Origin of the sequence: Nocardioides imazamoxiresistens, assembly GCF_032378595.1 — a bacterium.
Classification (GTDB): domain Bacteria; phylum Actinomycetota; class Actinomycetes; order Propionibacteriales; family Nocardioidaceae; genus Nocardioides; species Nocardioides imazamoxiresistens.
Genome location: NZ_JAVYII010000010.1, coordinates 164335 through 182579 on the forward strand (window position 1 = coordinate 164335; position 18245 = coordinate 182579).

Sequence of the window (18245 nt, forward strand, 5' to 3'; positions counted from 1 at the left end):
CGCTCACTCGCCCTCGTGGGCGCGCGAGCGCACGGCCTCGCGGATCTGGTCGGTGTTCTCCTCGAGGATGTCGGTGACCATCTCGTCGGTGCGGGGGTCCGCGAGCACCTCGAAGACGATGCGGAACGTCGTGTCGGCGACGAGCTCGACGATCTCGTCGTGGAACGGGACGTAGCGCAGCCGGCTCGTCACGGGGTCCTGCTTCACCTTCTGCAGGATCATGCCCTTGAGCTCGGCCTCGTTCTCGCCGAGCGCGCGGGCGATGTTCTGCGTGTAGTGGCCGGTCTTCAGCACCGCGATGACCTCGTCGACCACGGCGATCGTCACGGGGCGCTTGATGACGCGCACGATCGCGTCCATGAAGTGGTTGATGATCGCCGCGGTCACCCGGTCGCCGAAGGCGCGGTCGGCGGCCCGGCCCAGGCGCGCCACGATCACGACGACCCGCAGCAGCCGGAAAGCGCGGAAGGCGGGGTCCGAGAGCGGGATCATCCCGATCACCTCGTACCAGTAGCGGAACGGGTACGTCCACGTCCCGCGGTCGCGGCGCCACCGCACGGCGAACTCGATCGCGAAGATCGCGCAGATCGCGTAGTCGGCGCGGATCACCCAGGTCTCGACGCGGTCGTCGACGTCCCAGAACGTCACCCACGTCAGCAGCACCACGGAGACGACCGCGAGCGCCAGCATCGACCACTCGACGACGCGGACCGGCGGCTTCGTGGGGTAGACGCGGAGGTCGGGCGTCGGGGTCGTCACGCCCCAGACCGTAGCGGCAGCCGCACCTCGAACGTGCTCCCGGCGTCGGGTCGCGACGTGAACGTGACGCGGCCGCCGTGCCGCTCCGCGATCGCGGCGACGATGGACAGTCCCAGGCCGGTGCCCTGGATGGCCTGCTGCTGGGCGGTCGAGGAGCGGTAGAAGCGCGTGAACACCTGGTCGTGCTCCGCGACCGGGATCCCCATGCCCTCGTCGTGCACGACGAGCACGGCGTCGACGCCGTCGGTGCGCACGCGCACGTCGACGCCGTCGCCGGAGCGGGAGAACTTCACCGCGTTCGAGACCAGGTTGGTCACGAGCCGGTCCAGCAGCACGCCGTCACCGGACAGGCGTACGCCCGAGGGGCAGGAGGCCTGCAGGTGCACGCCCCGGTCCGCGGCCTTCAGCTCGAGTGCGTCCACGGCCTCCCGGGCGATCGAGCCGAGGTCGACCTCGTCGGCCACGGCGGCCAGGTCCGCGCTGTCGAGCTGGGAGAGCACGAGCAGGTGGTTGGTCAGCTCCTTGAGCCGCTCGCCGTTGCGTCGGATCGCGTCGAGGATCCGGGCGTGCGCGGGGTCGGGGGAGCCGAGCGTGCCGTCGGCGAGCATGTCGGCGTAGCCCACGATCGTGGTCACGGGCGTGCGCAGCTCGTGGCTCGCGGTGGAGATGAAGTCGTGCTTGGCCTGGTCCAGCTGCCGCAGGCGCTCGACGGCCTGCCGCTCGGTGGACAGGGCGGCCTCGGTGCGCAGGTGCGCCTCCTGCTGCGCGCTCACGTCGACCCCGCTGAGCACGATGGCCACCGCGCTGCCGTCGGTGTCCTCGACGTAGGAGGCCTGCCACAGCACCGGGGTCGTGGCGCCGCCCGGCGTCTGCACGAGGCCCTCGACGGGCACCAGCTCGGGACGTTCGTCGAGCCGGTGCCACAGGGCCGCCGTCGAGAGGCGGTCGGCCGGCGGCACCAGGTGGGCCCACACCGGCTCGCCCAGGAGGTGCTCGCGCTCCCACCCGAGGTCGAGGACGGCCCGGTTGACCCGCAGGACGGTGCCGTCGAGGTCGGTGACCAGGACCAGGCAGGGGACCGCGTCGACGAGCGTGCGGCTGGCCTGCCGCTCGGCGTCGAGGTCGCGGCGGACGCGCTGCTCGCCGCCGACGTCGACGAACTCCACCGTGATCGCGTGGATGCCGTCACCGTCGTCGGGGGCCGACGGCAGCGGCGACAGCGTGGTGCGCAGCCACGCCTCCGGATGGCCCGGCACCCCGGCGTGCGAGCGCCAGGCGCGCCCGGCGTCGAGCGTCGCGTCCCGCTCGTGCGGCGCGACGTCGAACTCGACGAGCTGCGCCAGCGACCGACCCACGACCTCGTTCGCGTGGGTCGCGCCGAGCAGCGTCACGCCGGCCGGGTTCACCGCCCGGACGACGAGGTCGTCCCCGGCGCGGTCGACCAGCGCCTTGCCGACGTGGGAGTCGCTGAAGGTGCTGCGGAACAGGGCCTCGCTGCGGGCCACCCGCGACGCGAGACGACGCTGCTCCGCGAGCGCCACGGCCAGCGGCACGGTCATCAGCACCGCACTGACGAGGAAGAGCTGCACGAGGGCGACGGAGTTGATGCCGGGCACCACGGACGCGATGAGCGGGAACGGCCCGATCCCGGCCGCGGTCGCGACCGTCGCGGCACCGGTGAGCACGGTCAGCTCCGCGCTCAGCACGGCGGGCTCGCCCCGGTAGGCCGCCCACACCAGCAGGGGGACGACCAGGAAGGCCGACAGGATCGGCAGCCCGAGGTAGAGCGAGCCGCTGACCAGGACGGCCAGCGCGAGGACCTGCAGCGCGGTGTCGCGGCCCCGCCACGACGCCCAGCCGGACCAGGCCAGCGCGGACGGCACGATGCACAGGGTGGCCGCGGCGTGCGACGCCGCGACGTCCACGGCGGTCGTGAGCACCGGGCCCAGGTCGAAGGCCGCGAGCGTGGTCGCCACCCCGAGCGCGATCACGACGGCTCCGACGGCGCAGCCCACGACGTAGCGCGCGACGTCGGCCTGGGAGCGCAGGCCCGGCCGTCCCGGGACCCCGGAGCGCACCACCAGCGCGACCACGGCGGCCTCGGCCGTGTTGGCGAGCCCGAAGGCGAGCGCGACGGCGGGGTCGCGGCCGCCCAGGAGGTTGGCCGCCCCGGTGACGGCGACCAGGCCGAGCGCGAGGGGGACGAGGTGGCGGCGGGGCGCCAGGCACAGCGTCGCGGCCGCGATGCCGGCGGCGGGCCACCACGCGGCGACCCCTCCGGACCGGTCGGGTGTGAACGCGAGAGCCGCGAGGCTGGTCGCGAGCACGGCGACCAGTGCGAGGGCACCGGCGACGGAGGAAGACGGATGGCCCGAGCGCACCACGCCATTGTTCCGACGAAGGGCTGCGTGTCCTGCAACGTCTCCTATGGACTCCCCGCAGAATGGTGCAATGCCCCTGTACCGCGACGAGGCGGTCGTGCTGCGCACCCACAAGCTGGGCGAGGCCGACCGCATCATCACCCTCCTCACCCGGCAGCACGGCCGGGTGAGGGCGGTCGCACGCGGCGTGCGGCGCACGAAGTCGCGCTGGGGCTCGCGCCTCGAGCCGTTCACCCACGTGGACCTGCAGCTCGCCGAGGGCCGCAACCTCGACACGATCACCCAGGCCGACACGCTTGCGCCCTTCGCGGCGGGCGTCGGTCTCGACTACGACCGCTACACCGCCGGGACGGTGATGCTGGAGACGGCCGAGCGGCTGGTGACGGAGGAGAAGGAGCCGGCCGTGCAGCAGTTCCTGCTGCTCGTGGGCGGTCTGCGGGCGATGACCGGCGGCGAGCGCGCGCCCGGTCACGTCCTCGACTCCTACCTGCTGCGCTCGCTGGCCGTGGCGGGGTACGCCCCCAGCTTCCTGTACTGCGCCGGCTGCGGCATCGAGGGCCCGCACCGCTACTTCAGCAACGCCGCCGGCGGGGTGCTGTGCGTGACCTGCCGGGTGCCCGGATGCGCGACCCCGGCGTACTCGACCCTGCGCCTGCTCGCCGCGCTGCTCGCGGGCGACTGGCCCGAGGTCGAGCAGATCACGACGAGCGAGCCGCGCACCGAGCGGGAGGGCAGCGGGCTCGTCGCGTCGTACCTGCACTGGCACCTGGAGCGCGACCTGCGCTCCCTGCCCTACGTCGACCGCTCCCGGCCGCGTGCGGCCACCGCGCGGGTCAGTCCTCGGCCAGACGACCCAGAGCGCTGTTGAACCGCTCGAGCGAGCGCGCGAACTCCTCGCGCTCCGGCTCGGACCACTCGGCCATCACGCGGTCCAGGCGTTGGCGCCGGTGGGCCCGCGCACCCTTGATGGCGACCTCGCCCTCGGGGGTCAGCGCCAGCAGCGACGCGCGGCCGTCCGCGGGGTCCGGCTGCTTCTCCGCGAGGCCCAGCCGCACGACCGCCTGCGCCTGACGGGTCACCGTCGAGGGGTCGAGGTGGTAGGCGGCCGCGATCGCGCCGAGGCGCTGCGGGCCGAGGTCGTCGAGCAGGCAGAGTATGCCGTACGTCGAGCGCTCCAGCTCGTGGTCGCCCGACGACGTGTGCACGTGGATCGAGTTGGTGCGTCGGAACAGGGCGAAGAGCTGCTGCTCGATCCGCCTGTTCACGCCCGCGTCGCCCGCGACCGTCCCCGTCTCTGGTGCCACGTCACCTCCTGGACCGCGAAGTCTAGGCTGTCGCCCCGTGAGCCCGACGCCCCGACCCGTCCGCGCGCCCCGTCCGCACCCGTCCGGCGCACGACCGCCGGCCGTGCCCGCCGACCTGGTGCCGCGCCACGTCGCGGTCGTCATGGACGGCAACGGTCGGTGGGCCCAGCAGCGCGGGCTCCCGCGCACGGCGGGCCACGAGGCGGGCGAGTCGTCGCTGTTCGACGTGGTCGAGGGCGCGATCGAGATCGGCGTGAAGGCGATCTCGGCGTACGCCTTCTCCACCGAGAACTGGTCCCGCTCGGCCGACGAGGTCAAGTTCCTGATGGGCTTCAACCGCGACGTGATCCGGCGCCGCCGCGACGAGATGCACGAGCTCGGCGTGCGCGTGCGCTGGGCCGGCCGGGCGCCCCGGCTGTGGCGCTCGGTGATCAAGGAGCTGCAGGTCGCCGAGGAGCTGACCCGCGACAACGACGTGCTGACGCTGACGATGTGCGTGAACTACGGCGGGCGCGCCGAGCTCGCCGACGCGGCCCGGTCGATCGCGCAGGAGGTCGCGGCCGGACGGCTGCGCGCCGACAAGGTCGACGAGAAGGTGCTGGCCCGCCACCTCTACGTGCCCGACCTGGCCGACGCCGACCTGGTGTGGCGCAGCTCGGGGGAGCAGCGCCTGAGCAACTTCATGCTCTGGCAGGCCGCCTACGCCGAGATGGTCTTCACGGACACGCTGTGGCCCGACGTGGACCGCCGGCACCTGTGGGAGGCCATCGAGACGTACGCCGGGCGCACGCGCCGCTTCGGGAGCGCCTGAGGGACCTCAGCCGCGGGCGCAGGCCGGGCAGGTGCCGAAGATCTCGAGGGTGTGGCTGATGTCGACGAAGCCGTGCTCGCCCGCGATGGCGGAGGTCCACCGCTCGACGGCCGGCCCCTCCACCTCCACGGTGGCGCCGCAGGAGCGGCAGACCAGGTGGTGGTGGTGCGTCGCGGAGCAGCGGCGGTAGATCGCCTCGCCGTCCTCGTTGCGCAGCACGTCGACCTCGCCGGCGTCGGCGAGCAGCTGCAGGGTGCGGTAGACGGTCGCCAGGCCGACGGACTCGCCGCGCTGGCCGAGCAGGGTGTGGATCTCCTGCGCCGAGCGGAAGTCGTCGAACGTCGCCAGCACCTCGCCGACCGCCCTGCGCTGGCGGGTCGGCCGCGTGCCGGGCACGTCGGGCGCGTCGGTGCGTCCGGGGGAGGGCTGGCTCGTCATGGGGCAGAACCTACGCCCTCACCTCGCGGCGGCGAAGCCACGCCCCGAGGGGCCAGGCGAGCACGAAGATGGCCAGCGCGAGCAGCACGATCGTCGGCCCTGGGGCCACGGTGGCGTGGAACGAGAGCTCGGCCGAGATCAGCAGTCCGCCGACCCCGGCCGTCGTGCCGACCGCCATCGCCAGGAGCAACGTGGTCCGGAACGACCGTGCGACCTGCTGGCTGGCGGCGACCGGCACGACCATCAGCGCCGAGACGAGCAGCAGCCCGACGGTGCGCATCGCGATGGTCACCGTCACGGCGGCCAGCACGGCGACGAGCATGTTGTACGCCCGCACGTTGAGGCCGGCGACCACCGCGAAGTCGCGGTCCTGGGCGATCGCGAACAGCTGCGGGAGGAGGCCGAGGCCCAGCGCGACGACCACCAGCGCGAGCGCGATGGTGAACCAGGCGTCGGCGATCGAGATCGTCGTCAGCGAGCCGAACAGGTACTGCTGCAGCCGGGCGCCGGACTGGCCGGCGAGGCCCGTGATGAGGACGCCGGCCGCGAGACCGCCGTAGAACAGCAGCGCCAGGGCCAGGTCGCCCGAGGTGTGCCCGCGCTCGCGGATCACCTCGAGCAGCACGGCGCCCGCGGCGGCCACCAGCACCGCGGTCCACGTGGGGGAGAAGCCGGTGAGCAGGCCGATGGCGACACCGGTCACCGCGATGTGGCCGATGCCGTCGCCCATCAGGGAGAGCCGGCGCTGCACCAGGTAGGTGCCGATCACGGGTGCGGCGAGACCGGTGAACAGCGCGGCGACCAGCGCACGCTGCATGAACTCGTAGCCCAGCAGGTCGATCATGCGGACCCCCGCTCGTGGTGCGAGCGGTCGAAGGGACCGCTGATGTCGGGCGCGGAGTCGGAGTGCCCGGGCCCGCAGTCGTGCGGACCGGGCTCGTGGGGCCGGTCGACGTGGTCGTGGTGGTCGTGCGGGTGGTGCTGGTCGTGGTGCTGCGCGTCGTGCGCTCCGGCGTGGGGGCCGGCATGGGGGCCGGGGTGCTGGGCCGGGTGGTCGCGGTGGTCGCCGACCTGCAGGGGTACGCCCGGGGTGCCGTGGACCTCGACCTCCGACAGGGGGAGCCCGTCGTAGACGATCCGGCCGTCGCGCAGGACGACGCAGCGGTCGATGAGGCCGGCCAGGGTACCCAGCTCGTGGGCGACGAGCACGATGGTCGCGCCCGTGGCGGACAGACGCTCCAGGGTGTCGGCGAGGGCCTGCTGGTTGGGCAGGTCGACCCCGGCCGTCGGCTCGTCGAGGAACAGCACCTCCGGCTCGGCGGCCAGCGCGCGGGCGATGAGCACGCGCTGCTGCTGCCCGCCGGACAGGGACGTGACGCGCTCGCGGGCGCGGTCGGCGAGACCGACGACCTCCAGCGCCTCGGCCACGGCACGGCGGTCGGCCGCGCCCGTGGGGCGCAGGAGCCGGCGCCGCGAGACGCGGCCCGAGGCCACGACCTCGCCGACCGAGGCGGGCACGCCGGTGGAGGCGCCGCCGCGCTGCGGCACGTACCCGATCCGGTGCCGCTCGCGCAGCCGCTCGACGGGCGTGCCCAGGACGCGGACCTGGCCCGCGGAGACCGGCAGGATGCCGGTCATCGCACGGACCAGGGTGGACTTCCCGGAGCCGTTCGCGCCCATCAGGACGACGAACTCACCGGGCTCGACGGCGAGGTCGGCGTCCCAGACGATCGGACGACCGTCCAGGGACACCGTGACCGCGTCGACCTCGACGACGCTCAACAGCCGTTCGCCCCCTGGAGGGCGGTCAGGTTCGCACGCATGAGGGAAAGGTAGTCCTCGTCCGCGGTCTGGTCGGTCAGACCCTCGATCGGGTCCAGCGTCGCGACCTCCACGCCGGTGGTCTCGGCGAAGGACCGGGCGTCCTCGGGGCTGACCAGCGACTCGGCGAAGACCGTCGTGATGCCCTCGTCGGCGACGAGGTCCTCCAGCTGGGCGCGCACGGCCGGGGTCGGCTCGGCGTCGGGCGTGATGCCGGTCAGCGAGGAGAACTCGAGGCCGTAGCGCGACAGGTAGCCGAACGCGTCGTGGTTGACGACGACCGTGGAGCGGGCGCAGGACGCGAGGCCCTCGGTGAACTCGGCGTCCACTGCCTCGAGGTCGGTGCGCAGCTCGGCCGCGTTCGACTCGTAGGTCTCCGCGTTGTCCGGGTCGAGCTCCGCCAGGCGCTCGGCGATGGCGTCGCCCGCGTCGGCCAGGCGCAGCGGGTCGAGCCAGAAGTGCAGGTCGTCGCCGCTGTGGTCGTGGCCGTGGTCGTCCTCGGAGTGGTCGTCCTCGGAGTGGTCGTGACTCTCCTCGGTGTGCTCGTCCTCGGAGTGGTCGTGGCCCTCCTCGGCGTGCTCGTCCTCGGAGTGGTCGTGGCCCTCCTCGGTGTGCTCGTCCTCGGAGTGGTCGTGCCCCTCGTGGCCCTCCTCGCCGTACGGCTGCAGGTCGACGAACTCGGTCAGGTCGAGACCGCGGTCACCGCCGGACTGCTCGACCGCGGCGTCCACGGAGGGCTGGAAGTCGTGGAGGTAGACGACGAGGTCGGCGTCGGCGACGCGGCCGGTCTGCTCCGGCGTGAGCTCGAGGTCGTGGGGCTCGCCGCCGGGGCTGACGAGGTTGCTGACCTCGACGTCGTCGCCGACCACGCGCTGGGTGGCGTACTGCAGGGGGTAGAACGCGGCGACCACGTTCTCCGCGCCGTCGGCCGCCGTGTCGTCCCCGCCGACCCCGAGCGCGCCGCAGCCCGCGAGGGAGAGGGGGAGCACGAGGGCCGCAGCGGCGGCCAGGGGCAGGCGGGCGTACGAGCGAGCGGATGCGCGGGACATGAGAGCGATTCTCAGAACAGTGAGAATGAAAGTCAATTCGCCGTGCCACCGCCGTGCCGGCGCGGCGGGCCGTCGCCACGATCGGAAAGGGGTGGCGGCCCGGGCCCGGGACCGGGCACCGTGGTCGCTAGCCTTGCTCGGTCATCGCCGGCAGCCAGCCGTCGACCTCGTCAGACCCAGGAGCTCCTCTCGTGGCCAAGCCGCCCGCAACCACCGTCGACCACGTCGTCTCGCTCGCCAAGCGCCGGGGGTTCGTCTACCCCTGCGGCGAGATCTACGGCGGCACCCGCTCGGCCTGGGACTACGGGCCGCTGGGCGTGGAGCTCAAGGACAACATCAAGCGTCAGTGGTGGAAGGCGATGGTCCAGGCCCGCGAGGACGTCGTCGGTCTCGACTCCAGCGTGATCCTCCCGCGTCAGACCTGGGAGGCCTCGGGCCACGTCGCGACGTTCAGCGACCCGCTGACCGAGTGCCAGTCGTGCCACAAGCGCTTCCGCGCCGACCACCTGCAGGAGGCGTACGCGGAGAAGAAGGGGATCGACGACCCCGACGCCGTGCCGCTGGCCGAGATCGCCTGCTCGAACTGCGGCACCCGCGGCGCGTGGACCGAGCCGCGCCAGTTCTCCGGCCTGCTCAAGACCTACCTGGGCGTCGTCGAGGACGAGTCGGGCCTGCACTACCTGCGCCCCGAGACCGCGCAGGGCATCTTCCTCAACTTCGCCAACGTGGTGACCTCGAGCCGCAAGAAGCCGCCCTTCGGCATCGCCCAGATCGGCAAGAGCTTCCGCAACGAGATCACGCCGGGCAACTTCATCTTCCGCACCCGCGAGTTCGAGCAGATGGAGATGGAGTTCTTCGTCAAGCCGGGCGAGGACGAGGAGTGGCACCAGTACTGGATCGACGAGCGCACGCGCTGGTACACCGACCTCGGCATCGACCCGGACAACCTGCGCCACTACGAGCACGCCAAGGAGAAGCTCTCCCACTACTCGAAGCGCACGGTCGACATCGAGTACCGCTTCGGCTTCGCCGGCTCGGAGTGGGGCGAGCTCGAGGGCGTCGCGAACCGGACGGACTTCGACCTCTCGACGCACGCCGAGGCCTCGGGCCAGGACCTGTCGTACTTCGACCAGGCTGCGGGCGAGCGCTACACGCCGTACGTCATCGAGCCGGCCGCCGGCCTCTCGCGCAGCCTGATGACCTTCCTCGTCGACGCCTACACCGAGGACGAGGCGCCCAACACCAAGGGCGGCGTGGACAAGCGCACCGTGCTGCGCCTCGACCCGCGCCTGGCGCCCGTCAAGGTCGCCGTGCTGCCGCTGAGCCGCAACGCGGACCTGTCGCCGAAGGCCAAGGCGCTGGCCGCCGACCTGCGCAACAACTGGAACGTCGAGTTCGACGACGCCGGTGCGATCGGTCGCCGCTACCGCCGCCAGGACGAGATCGGTACGCCCTACTGCGTCACGGTCGACTTCGACACCCCGGACGACAACGCCGTCACGGTGCGCGAGCGCGACACGATGAACCAGGAGCGCGTGAGCCTCGACGGGATCATCGGCTACTTCGCCGAGCGCCTCGTCGGCGCCTGAGGCGGAACGGGGCGTCGTCGGCGACGCGGCGTGCACAATGGCGCCCATGTCGCCGACGACGCCCGCACGCCGCCCCTCGCCGCGCGTCCTCGTCGCCGCCCTGGCCGCCCTCGGCGTCCTGGTGCTGGTCGGGACCCTCGTCGCGGTGCTGGTGACGGGCTCGGACGACGCGCCGGATGGCTCCGACGGGGAGGCGGCGGGATCCGCGACGACGTCGGTCACCCGGGCGGACTACCTCGAGGCGCCCGACGGCGTCACGCTGACCGACCCCGGCAGCGTCCTCGCGCTCGGCGAGACCGCGACGGTCGCGTGGCAGCCGAACGTGGACGTCGTCGGGGTCGTGGAGGTGCGGGTCGAGGGCGTCCAGCCGGCCTCCGTCGACGCGTTCGACGGCTGGCTGGTCGGCGGCACCGCGGCGCAGGCCGCGCCCTACTTCGTGACCGTGACCCTCACGAACGTCGGCGAGGGCGACCTCGGCCGGCAGTCCGTCCCGCTCTACCTCGAGCGCCAGGACGGCGTCCTCGTCCCCGCGGCGCGGTTCGGCGCCGAGTTCCCCGCCTGCGCGAGCGTCCCGCTGCCGAGCCCGTTCGAGCCGGACGACACCACGACCACCTGTCAGGTCTACCTCTCCGAGGGCGCCCAGGAGCTCGAGGCGCTCACCTTCCTGCCGTTCGACGGCTTCGAGGCCATCCGGTGGGACCCGCGGCTGCCGGTGGCCACGCCCACCACCGACCCGACCGGGACGCCGACCGAGACTCCCACCGGCACGCCCTCCGGGACGCCGACGGAGGCCCCGAGCGTCACGGCCACCGGTACGCCCGGTACGCCCTGACCTCACGATTCCGGCCGCGCGCACCGGTCGCGGCAGAATGACCCGGTGACCTCGACGACCTCCGTGCTGCCCGGACCGCTGCGCCTCGGCGCGCTGACGGTCGACGTGCCGGTCGTGCTGGCGCCGATGGCGGGCATCACGAACGCGGCGTACCGCCGGCTCTGCGCCGAGCAGGGTGCCGGGCTCTACGTCTGCGAGATGATCACGTCGCGCGGACTGGTCGAGGGCGACGAGGCCACCCGGCGGATGCTGGTCTTCGACGAGCTCGAGACCACCCGCTCTGTGCAGCTGTACGGCACCGACCCGCGCTACGTCGCGGAGGCCACCCGGATCCTGTGCGACGAGTTCGGGGTCGCGCACGTCGACCTGAACTTCGGCTGCCCCGTGCCGAAGGTGACCCGCAAGGGCGGCGGCGGCGCGCTGCCGTGGAAGCGCGGTCTGCTCGGCGAGATCCTCACGCAGGCGGTGCGCGCCGCGGAGCCGTACGGCGTGCCGGTCACGATGAAGACGCGCAAGGGCCTCGACGACCAGCGCCTGACCTACCTCGACGCCGGACGGATCGCCCAGGACGCCGGGTGCGCGGCGATCGCGCTGCACGGGCGCACCGTGGCGCAGGCGTACTCCGGCGTCGCCGACTGGGACGCCATCGCGGAGCTCGTGGCGGCGGTCGACCTGCCGGTGCTGGGCAACGGTGACATCTGGGAGGCCGCGGACGCGGTGCGGCTGGTCGAGCAGACCGGGGCCGCGGGCGTCGTGGTCGGGCGCGGGTGCCTGGGGCGGCCGTGGCTGTTCCGCGACCTCGCCGCCGTGTTCCGCGGCGAGACCTTGCAGACGCTGCCGACGCTCGGGGAGGTCGCGACGATGATGCGGCGCCACGCGGAGCTGCTGGTCGCGCTCATGGGCCCCGAGCGCGGCTGCAAGGAGTACCGCAAGCACGTGTCGTGGTACCTCAAGGGCTTCCCCGTCGGCGGCGAGCTGCGGCGCGCGCTGGCGATGGTCTCGACCCTGGACGAGCTCGACGCGCTGCTGGCCGACCTCGACCACATGGCGCCCTACCCGGTCTCCGAGCTGGGTGCGCCGCGCGGCCGCCAGGGCTCGCCCCGCGAGCGGGTCGTGCTGCCCGAGGGCTGGCTGGACGACACCGACGGTCGCGACCTGTGCCTGGCGGAGGACGCCGCGGAGACCTCCGGCGGCTGACGCGCGGCGCGTGTGACGCGGCTCGCCATGCGGTCCTGGGGTTGGCCGCCGCCGCGCGATGTGTGCTTCACTCGTCGGCGGTCCGGCACGACCTGCCGGGCCACGACCCCTGTCGGCAACCGAAGGAATCAGCGCAGTGGCCGAACCCAGCCACCAGCGGGGCAACCGTCTCGCCCGTCTCGCCCGTCTCGTCCCGACCGCTCTGCGGAACGCCCCCGTGCGCGTCCGCGTCGCGGCCCCGCTGGCCGTGGCGGCCACCGTCGGTGTCGTCGGGGTCGGCACCGTCGTGGCCACCCCTGGCGCCGACGGCCCGCCCACCGACGTGAGCGCGGTCGCGTCCCTCGACCTCGACGCGCTGCTGAGCGAGCGCGCGGAGGCGGGCACCTCCCGCTCCGACGACCGCGCCGACGCCGCGGCCGCCGACGAGGCGTGGGCGGCCTGGAGCACCGAGTCCACGGCGCTCGCCCAGCAGCAGGCCGAGGCCGCCGCGCAGCAGCGCGCGCTCGCCCAGCAGCAGGCCGAGCAGGCGGCCCAGGCGGCCCAGGCGGAGACCGCCGCTGCCGTCGCCGCCGCCGACACCAGCCGCTGGGCCGGCACCGACCTCGACCTCCACACGACCTCCGAGGCGGACGCCGAGGTCGTCGGACTGCTGGAGGAGGGCACCGAGGTGCTCGTCACCGGCCGCGCGGCCGGCGGACGCGAGGAGATCGTCTGGGAGGAGCAGTCGCGCTGGGTGACGGCCGGCTACCTCGAGGACGAGGAGCCCTCCGCGGCCGCGACCCTCGGGGGCGAGTGCACGACGAGCTCCGCCCCGTCGGGCGTGACGGCCAACATCACCGCGCTGCACGGCGCCGTGTGCGCCGCCTTCCCGGAGATCACGAACTACGGCGGCACGCGCACCGACGGCGACCACGGTCGCGGCCTGGCGCTCGACATCATGGTGCGCGGCGCGCGCGGGTGGGAGATCGCGGAGTTCATCCGCGCGAACTACACCGAGTGGGACGTCAACTACGTGATCTACGAGCAGAAGATCTGGTCGGTGGACCGCTCGTCCGAGGGCTGGCGCCCGATGGAGAACCGCGGCTCCGACACGGCCAACCACTACGACCACGTGCACGTCAGCGTCTACTGACGCGACGGCGTCCGGACCGGGCGCCGTAGGCTCGCCCGCGATGACCGAGCCCCGCGACCCCGCACCGCTGGCCGACGCGCACGTCGCGGGGGCCTACACCGACGTCGACCGGGCCCGCCGGGTGGTCGAGCCGCCGAAGCGGGTCGTGGCCCCGCAGCGCTCGCCGTTCGAGCGGGACCGCGCCCGCGTCGTGCACGCGGCGTCCACCCGCCGGCTGGCGGCCAAGACGCAGGTGATGGGACCGCAGTCGGACGACTTCGTCCGCAACCGGCTCACCCACAGCCTCGAGGTGGCGCAGGTCGCGCGCGACCTCGCCCGGGCGCTCGGCTGCCACCCCGACATCGCCGAGACGGCGGCCCTCGCGCACGACCTGGGGCACCCGCCGTTCGGTCACAACGGGGAGACGGTGCTGGCCGAGGCCGCCCAGGCGTGCGGCGGCTTCGAGGGCAACGCGCAGACGCTGCGGCTGCTGACCCGCCTCGAGGCCAAGACGTTCGACGCCGACGGGGCCTCGGTCGGGCTCAACCTGACGCGGGCCACGCTCGACGCCTGCACCAAGTACCCCTGGCGCCGCGCCGACGCCCCGGCCCCGCGGGGCGTGCACGGCGACGGCTCGCCGCGTCTCGTGGTGAAGTTCGGCGTCTACGAGGACGACGTGCCCGCCTTCGACTGGTTCCGCGAGCCGGTGGCGGGGGAGCGGCGCTGCGTCGAGGCGCAGGTGATGGACCTCGCCGACGACGTGGCGTACTCCGTGCACGACGTCGAGGACGGCGTCGTCGCGGGCCGGATCGACCTCACCGACCTCGACGCCCACCTGCCGGCGCTGTGGACGACGGTGCGGGAGTGGTACGCCCCCGAGGCGAGCGACGACGAGCTCGCCGACGTGCTGGCGGGGCTGCGGTCGGTCGGTTCGTGGCCCAGCGCGCCGTACGACGGCACCCGGCGCTCGCTGGCCGCGCTGAAGAACCTGACGAGCGACCTCGTCGGCCGCTTCTGCGGAGCGGTGCAGGGGGCGACGCTCGGCGCGCTCGGCGACGAGGTGCCCGTCCGGCACCACGGCGACCTGGTGGTTCCCGCGCGCACCGCCCTCGAGATCACGGTGCTCAAGGGCGTCGCCGCGCACCTCGTGATGCGCGCCGACGACCGGATCGCGCTGATGGAGCGACAGCGCCAGCTGCTGGCCGAGCTGGTCGCGGAGCTCACCCGCCGCGGGCCCGACGGGCTCGACCCGTCCTTCGCCGAGGACTGGTCAGCGGCCGGCGACGACGCCGCCCGGCTGCGGGTCGTGGTGGACCAGGTGGCCTCGCTGACCGACGCCAGCGCGTACGCCCTGTGGGAGCGGCTGTGCAGCCGCGTCCCGCGCGCCGTGCCGGGTGCGTAGACTCGGCCGACGTGGCGGGCAGGATCAAGGACTCCAGCATCGCGGACGTCCGTGACGCCGCCCGCATCGACGAGGTCGTCGCCGACTACGTGATGCTCCGCAACGCCGGTGGCGGGTCCATGAAGGGCCTGTGCCCCTTCCACGACGAGAAGTCGCCGTCGTTCCACGTCACGCCCGCCCGCCAGTTCTGCCACTGCTTCGGGTGCGGCGAGGGCGGCGACGTCATCTGGTTCCTGCAGCGCCACGACGGGCTCGAGTTCGTCGAGGCCGTCGAGCGGCTGGCCGACCGGTTCGGCGTCGTGCTGCAGCGCGAGGAGGGCGGCGGGCGCCCCGAGCCGTCGCAGCGCGGCCCGCAGCGCAGCCGGCTGCTGGAGGCCAACCGCGTCGCCCAGGAGTTCTTCGCCGAGCAGCTCGGGACGCCGGACGCGGTCGTCGGACGCCGGTTCCTCGCCGAGCGCGGTTTCGACCAGGCCAGCGCGCTCCACTTCGGGATCGGGTTCGCGCCCCGCGGCGGCGAGGAGCTGCTGCGCCACCTGCACGGGCGCGGGTTCACCACCGACGAGGCCGTGGCGACGGGCTCCGTGGCGATGGGTCGCTCGGCGTACGACCGCTTCCGCGGCCGCCTGCTGTGGCCGATCCGTGACACCTCCGGCGGAGTGATCGGCTTCGGCGCGCGGCGCCTGTTCGACGACGACAAGATCGAGGCCAAGTACCTCAACACCCCTGAGACGGCGCTCTACAAGAAGAGCCAGGTGCTCTACGGCATCGACCTCGCACGCAGGGAGATCGGTCGCTCGTCGCAGGCGGTGATCGTCGAGGGCTACACCGACGTGATGGCCTGCCACCTCGCCGGCATCACGACGGCGGTCGCTACCTGCGGCACCGCGTTCGGCGACGACCACGCACGCGTGCTGCGCCGCTTCCTGCACGACCACGACGAGTTCCGCGGCGAGGTCGTGTTCACCTTCGACGGCGACGCCGCCGGTCAGAAGGCGGCGCTGCGGGCCTTCGCGGGCGACCAGAACTTCGCGTCGCAGACCTACGTGGCGGTCGAACCGAGCGGCATGGACCCGTGCGACCTGCGGATGGCGCAGGGTGACGAGGCCGTCCGCGAGCTGATCGCGCGCCGCGAGCCGCTCTACCGCTTCGTGCTGACCAACGTCGTGGGCCGCTTCGACCTCGACCGCGCCGACGGGCGCGTCGACGCGCTGCGCGAGGCGGCCAAGCTGGTCTCGAGCATCCGCGACCGGTCGAAGGTCGAGGCGTTCAGTCGCGAGCTGGCGCAGATGATCGGGGTCGACGTCGAGGAGGCGCGCGCCGAGGTGCGCCGCGCCGTGGCGCGCGGGCCGGCGACCTCGGGGCGCCAGGACCGGCGTACCCCGGAGGCCGCGCAGGCGCCCGCCGCCCCGGAGCGGAGCAAGGTGCCCGACCTGCGCGACCGGCGCTTCGTGCTGGAGCGCGAGACCCTCAAGCTCGTCGTGCAGCACCCCGAGGCGGTCGGGAGCCTCATCGGCGACGTCGGCGAGGACGACTTCCGGCACCCGACCTACCGCGGCGTCTGGGCGGTCGTCGACGGCGCCGGGGGACCGGCGGCCGCGCACACCGACGCCGGCTGGACCGCCCGGCTGCGGGCCCGCACGCAGGACGCGGAGGTGGCGCGGGCGCTCGGCGAGCTCGCCGTCGAGCCGTTGATGGCGGGCGCGGCGCCGACGCAGGAGTACGTGGCGCAGCACGTCTACGGCCTGCAGGAGCTGACCGTGCAGCGACGGATCGCGGACCTGAAGTCGAAGCTGCAGCGCACCAACCCGGTCACGGACGCCACCGAGTACAACCGGATGTTCGGCGACCTCGTCGCCCTCGAGCAGCAGCGGCGCACGCTGCGCGAGCGCGCCGTCGGCTGAGCCGTCGACGGGCCGACTCACTCGCCCCAGGTCATCGGCACGACCTCGAACGTGGCGGCGTACCGGGTCCCGATCCGGGCGCCGGCCTGGCGCGCGGCGCCCGCGAGGAACTCGTCGGGGTCGAAGTCCTGCCAGCCGAGACCGTCGATGTACGCCCGGTGCGCGGCCAACGAGGCGACGCCCGCGTCGAACGTGGCCGTCGTGTCGACCGCGTGGGTGGCGTCGGGGGAGCCCGCCGCCCAGACCTCGCCCACGCCGCCCCACGGCTCGAGCCCCTCGACGAGCTGCTCGGAGAAGATCCACCGGTTGCCCGCGTCGCCCACCGCGTCCACCACCGCGCGTCCGACGGCGACGTGGTCGGCCTGGTTGAAGGTGCGCCCGCCCCACGTCTCGCGGAAGTTGCCGGTGACGACGATCTCGGGGCGCCGGCGCCGCAGGACCTCGGCGAGGATGCGGCGCAGGGGAACGCCGTACTCCACGATCCCGTCCGGCTGCCGCAGGAACTCGACGTCGTGGACGCCGACCACGCGCGCGGACTCGACCTGCTCCTGCTCGCGCACCTCGCGGCAGCGGTCGGGGTGCAGGCCGTCGATGCCGGCCTCGCCGCTGGTGACCATCACGTAGGCCACCTCCTTGCCCTGCCCGGTCCAGCGGGCGATCGCGGCCGCGGCGCCGAACTCCAGGTCGTCGGGGTGGGCGACGATCGCGACGGCGCGCTGCCAGTCCTCGCGGAGGGTCCCGAGCGGCGCGGGGGCGGCGTCGGAGGGGGTGGCGGGGGAGTCGGCGGTCATGCCCGTCAGCATGGCACCAGGATTCGCACCGCACGAGCGACCTTGCTAGCCTGTGCGGGCTGTTGTGAGCGGTCCCCCATAGCTCAATTGGCAGAGCAGCCGACTGTTAATCGGCAGGTTATTGGTTCGAGTCCAATTGGGGGAGCAGATAAGGGCCTGACCTGCGGAGATGGATTCCGCGGGTCAGGCCCTTCGTCGGGCGGGGACGGTCTCAGGGCACGTCGACCTCCAGCACCCGCGCCGAGGACGGTACGCCGGCCGGCTCGGCGTCGGCGGTCGTCACGATGCAGGCGTTGCCCGTGGCCCGGGACACCGCCGCAGCGACGCCCTGCCGCGCGCTCTTCGTCAGGGGCCCCGCGCCGACGAGCGCGAGCTCGGTGGCGTCGGAGTAGACGGCCGCCGTGCCGCCGGGGACGGGGCCGTCGAGCACGACCCGACGGGCGCCGACGGACCCGGCTGCCGCCGCCACGAGGGCGTCCAGCGGCCCGCCGGCCGCCGAGAGGCCGTCGAGCGCGGCCAGGGCCGGCCACGCGAGGTGCTCGCGCTCGATGCGTACCCTCTCTGCGCCGGGGAAGTCGACCAGACCCAGCAGCGCGAGCCGGGTGAGGACGCGCCGCAGCTGGTCGGGGACGACCGCCGCCGATGCGGCGACCTCGCTGATGGCGACGTCGCTCGCGCCCTCGCGGTGGCGCCGGGCCAGCTCGGCCACCGTGCGACCGGCGGCCCCCGGGAAGAGGGCCGCCAGGGGGTTGTCGTAGTTCATCGTCCGTGGGCTCCGCGGCCCTCAGGCCTTCTTGGTCTCCCAGAAGATCTCGGCGATCTCGTCGATCTTGGCGAGGAGCTGGTCGGCGACCTCGGC

General features: G+C 73.6%; 17 protein-coding genes and 1 tRNA gene. 9 read left to right on the forward strand and 9 right to left on the reverse strand.

Annotated elements, in window-relative coordinates:
• Positions 1 to 3 precede the first annotated feature (3 nt).
• Both RDV89_RS19265 and RDV89_RS19270 read right to left on the reverse strand, forming a co-directional pair.
• On the reverse strand, positions 4 to 759 hold the full coding sequence (locus RDV89_RS19265; RefSeq protein ID WP_315735766.1) for an ion transporter: 756 nt from the start codon (positions 757 to 759) through the stop codon (positions 4 to 6).
• Positions 756 to 3278, reverse strand: coding sequence for an ATP-binding protein (locus RDV89_RS19270; RefSeq protein ID WP_315735767.1), 2523 nt, complete (start codon positions 3276 to 3278; stop codon positions 756 to 758). The genes RDV89_RS19265 and RDV89_RS19270 overlap by 4 nt, the downstream gene beginning before the upstream one ends.
• On the opposite strand from RDV89_RS19270, the gene recO reads away from it, so the two are divergent.
• On the forward strand, positions 3211 to 4008 hold the full coding sequence (gene recO / locus RDV89_RS19275) for a DNA repair protein RecO (protein WP_315735768.1): 798 nt from the start codon (positions 3211 to 3213) through the stop codon (positions 4006 to 4008). The genes RDV89_RS19270 and recO overlap by 68 nt on opposite strands.
• On the opposite strand, the gene RDV89_RS19280 is transcribed toward recO, so the two are convergent.
• Complete coding sequence (locus RDV89_RS19280) at positions 3974 to 4444, reverse strand: MarR family winged helix-turn-helix transcriptional regulator (protein ID WP_315735769.1); 471 nt, start codon at positions 4442 to 4444, stop codon at positions 3974 to 3976. The genes recO and RDV89_RS19280 overlap by 35 nt on opposite strands.
• Positions 4445 to 4481: 37 nt before the next feature.
• On the opposite strand from RDV89_RS19280, the gene RDV89_RS19285 reads away from it, so the two are divergent.
• Entirely contained in the window at positions 4482 to 5255 is a 774-nt protein-coding gene (locus tag RDV89_RS19285) for an isoprenyl transferase (RefSeq protein WP_315735771.1), read from the forward strand.
• Positions 5256 to 5261: 6 nt separating this feature from the next.
• Here the strand turns inward: RDV89_RS19285 and RDV89_RS19290 are convergent, their stop codons facing one another.
• From RDV89_RS19290 to RDV89_RS19305, 4 genes are read right to left on the reverse strand one after another with little or no spacing between them, the layout of a single operon-like run.
• Positions 5262 to 5693, reverse strand: coding sequence for a Fur family transcriptional regulator (locus RDV89_RS19290; protein ID WP_315735773.1), 432 nt, complete (start codon positions 5691 to 5693; stop codon positions 5262 to 5264).
• Positions 5694 to 5703: 10 nt separating this feature from the next.
• Positions 5704 to 6537 carry a metal ABC transporter permease gene (locus RDV89_RS19295; RefSeq protein ID WP_315735775.1) on the reverse strand — a complete coding sequence of 278 codons (834 nt, stop codon included), beginning with the start codon at positions 6535 to 6537 and terminating at the stop codon, positions 5704 to 5706.
• Complete coding sequence (locus RDV89_RS19300; RefSeq protein ID WP_315735777.1) at positions 6534 to 7475, reverse strand: metal ABC transporter ATP-binding protein; 942 nt, start codon at positions 7473 to 7475, stop codon at positions 6534 to 6536. Before RDV89_RS19300 ends, RDV89_RS19295 begins: the two co-directional genes overlap by 4 nt.
• Positions 7472 to 8563 carry a metal ABC transporter substrate-binding protein gene (locus RDV89_RS19305; protein ID WP_315735779.1) on the reverse strand — a complete coding sequence of 364 codons (1092 nt, stop codon included), beginning with the start codon at positions 8561 to 8563 and terminating at the stop codon, positions 7472 to 7474. The genes RDV89_RS19300 and RDV89_RS19305 overlap by 4 nt, the downstream gene beginning before the upstream one ends.
• 191 nt (positions 8564 to 8754) lie before the next feature.
• Here RDV89_RS19305 and RDV89_RS19310 point away from each other — a divergent pair, with 191 nt between their 5' ends.
• From RDV89_RS19310 to dnaG, 6 genes are all read left to right on the forward strand, one after another.
• A complete protein-coding gene (locus tag RDV89_RS19310) occupies positions 8755 to 10152 on the forward strand; it encodes a glycine--tRNA ligase (RefSeq protein ID WP_315735781.1) in 1398 nt (465 codons plus the stop codon).
• A gap of 46 nt (positions 10153 to 10198) precedes the next feature.
• Entirely contained in the window at positions 10199 to 10984 is a 786-nt protein-coding gene (locus RDV89_RS19315) for a hypothetical protein (protein ID WP_315735784.1), read from the forward strand.
• Positions 10985 to 11029: 45 nt separating this feature from the next.
• Complete coding sequence (gene dusB / locus RDV89_RS19320; protein ID WP_315735786.1) at positions 11030 to 12181, forward strand: tRNA dihydrouridine synthase DusB; 1152 nt, start codon at positions 11030 to 11032, stop codon at positions 12179 to 12181.
• Positions 12182 to 12317: 136 nt separating this feature from the next.
• On the forward strand, positions 12318 to 13313 hold the full coding sequence (locus RDV89_RS19325; RefSeq protein WP_315735787.1) for a VldE C-terminal domain-containing protein: 996 nt from the start codon (positions 12318 to 12320) through the stop codon (positions 13311 to 13313).
• Positions 13314 to 13353: 40 nt separating this feature from the next.
• Positions 13354 to 14694, forward strand: coding sequence for a deoxyguanosinetriphosphate triphosphohydrolase (locus RDV89_RS19330; protein WP_315735789.1), 1341 nt, complete (start codon positions 13354 to 13356; stop codon positions 14692 to 14694).
• An 11-nt stretch (positions 14695 to 14705) separates the two neighbouring features.
• On the forward strand, positions 14706 to 16595 hold the full coding sequence (gene dnaG, locus RDV89_RS19335) for a DNA primase (protein WP_315735791.1): 1890 nt from the start codon (positions 14706 to 14708) through the stop codon (positions 16593 to 16595).
• 17 nt (positions 16596 to 16612) lie between these two features.
• Here dnaG and RDV89_RS19340 read toward each other — a convergent pair whose 3' ends face one another.
• Positions 16613 to 17386 (reverse strand): PIG-L deacetylase family protein, encoded by a 774-nt coding sequence (locus RDV89_RS19340; protein WP_315735793.1) that lies wholly within the window; start codon positions 17384 to 17386, stop codon positions 16613 to 16615.
• Positions 17387 to 17458: 72 nt separating this feature from the next.
• Between RDV89_RS19340 and RDV89_RS19345 the strand changes: the two genes are divergently transcribed.
• Positions 17459 to 17531 (forward strand) — tRNA-Asn (locus RDV89_RS19345).
• 66 nt (positions 17532 to 17597) lie between these two features.
• Here the strand turns inward: RDV89_RS19345 and RDV89_RS19350 are convergent.
• Complete coding sequence (locus tag RDV89_RS19350) at positions 17598 to 18149, reverse strand: hypothetical protein (RefSeq protein WP_315735795.1); 552 nt, start codon at positions 18147 to 18149, stop codon at positions 17598 to 17600.
• Between the last annotated feature and the right edge of the window lie 96 nt (positions 18150 to 18245).

Bases quoted from the DNA above. Each gene is read 5' to 3' on its own strand.
- RDV89_RS19270 (WP_315735767.1), bottom strand. From the start codon at position 3,278: ATGATGCGGTCGGCCTCGCCCAGCTTGTGGGTGCGCAGCACGACCGCC.
- RDV89_RS19340 (WP_315735793.1), bottom strand. From the start codon at position 17,386: ATGACCGCCGACTCCCCCGCCACCCCCTCCGACGCCGCCCCCGCGCCG.
- RDV89_RS19350 (WP_315735795.1), bottom strand. From the start codon at position 18,149: ATGAACTACGACAACCCCCTGGCGGCCCTCTTCCCGGGGGCCGCCGGT.
- RDV89_RS19315 (WP_315735784.1), top strand. From the start codon at position 10,199: ATGTCGCCGACGACGCCCGCACGCCGCCCCTCGCCGCGCGTCCTCGTC.
- RDV89_RS19330 (WP_315735789.1), top strand. From the start codon at position 13,354: ATGACCGAGCCCCGCGACCCCGCACCGCTGGCCGACGCGCACGTCGCG.
- RDV89_RS19295 (WP_315735775.1), bottom strand. From the start codon at position 6,537: ATGATCGACCTGCTGGGCTACGAGTTCATGCAGCGTGCGCTGGTCGCC.
- recO (WP_315735768.1), top strand. From the start codon at position 3,211: ATGCCCCTGTACCGCGACGAGGCGGTCGTGCTGCGCACCCACAAGCTG.
- RDV89_RS19290 (WP_315735773.1), bottom strand. From the start codon at position 5,693: ATGACGAGCCAGCCCTCCCCCGGACGCACCGACGCGCCCGACGTGCCC.
- RDV89_RS19305 (WP_315735779.1), bottom strand. From the start codon at position 8,563: ATGTCCCGCGCATCCGCTCGCTCGTACGCCCGCCTGCCCCTGGCCGCC.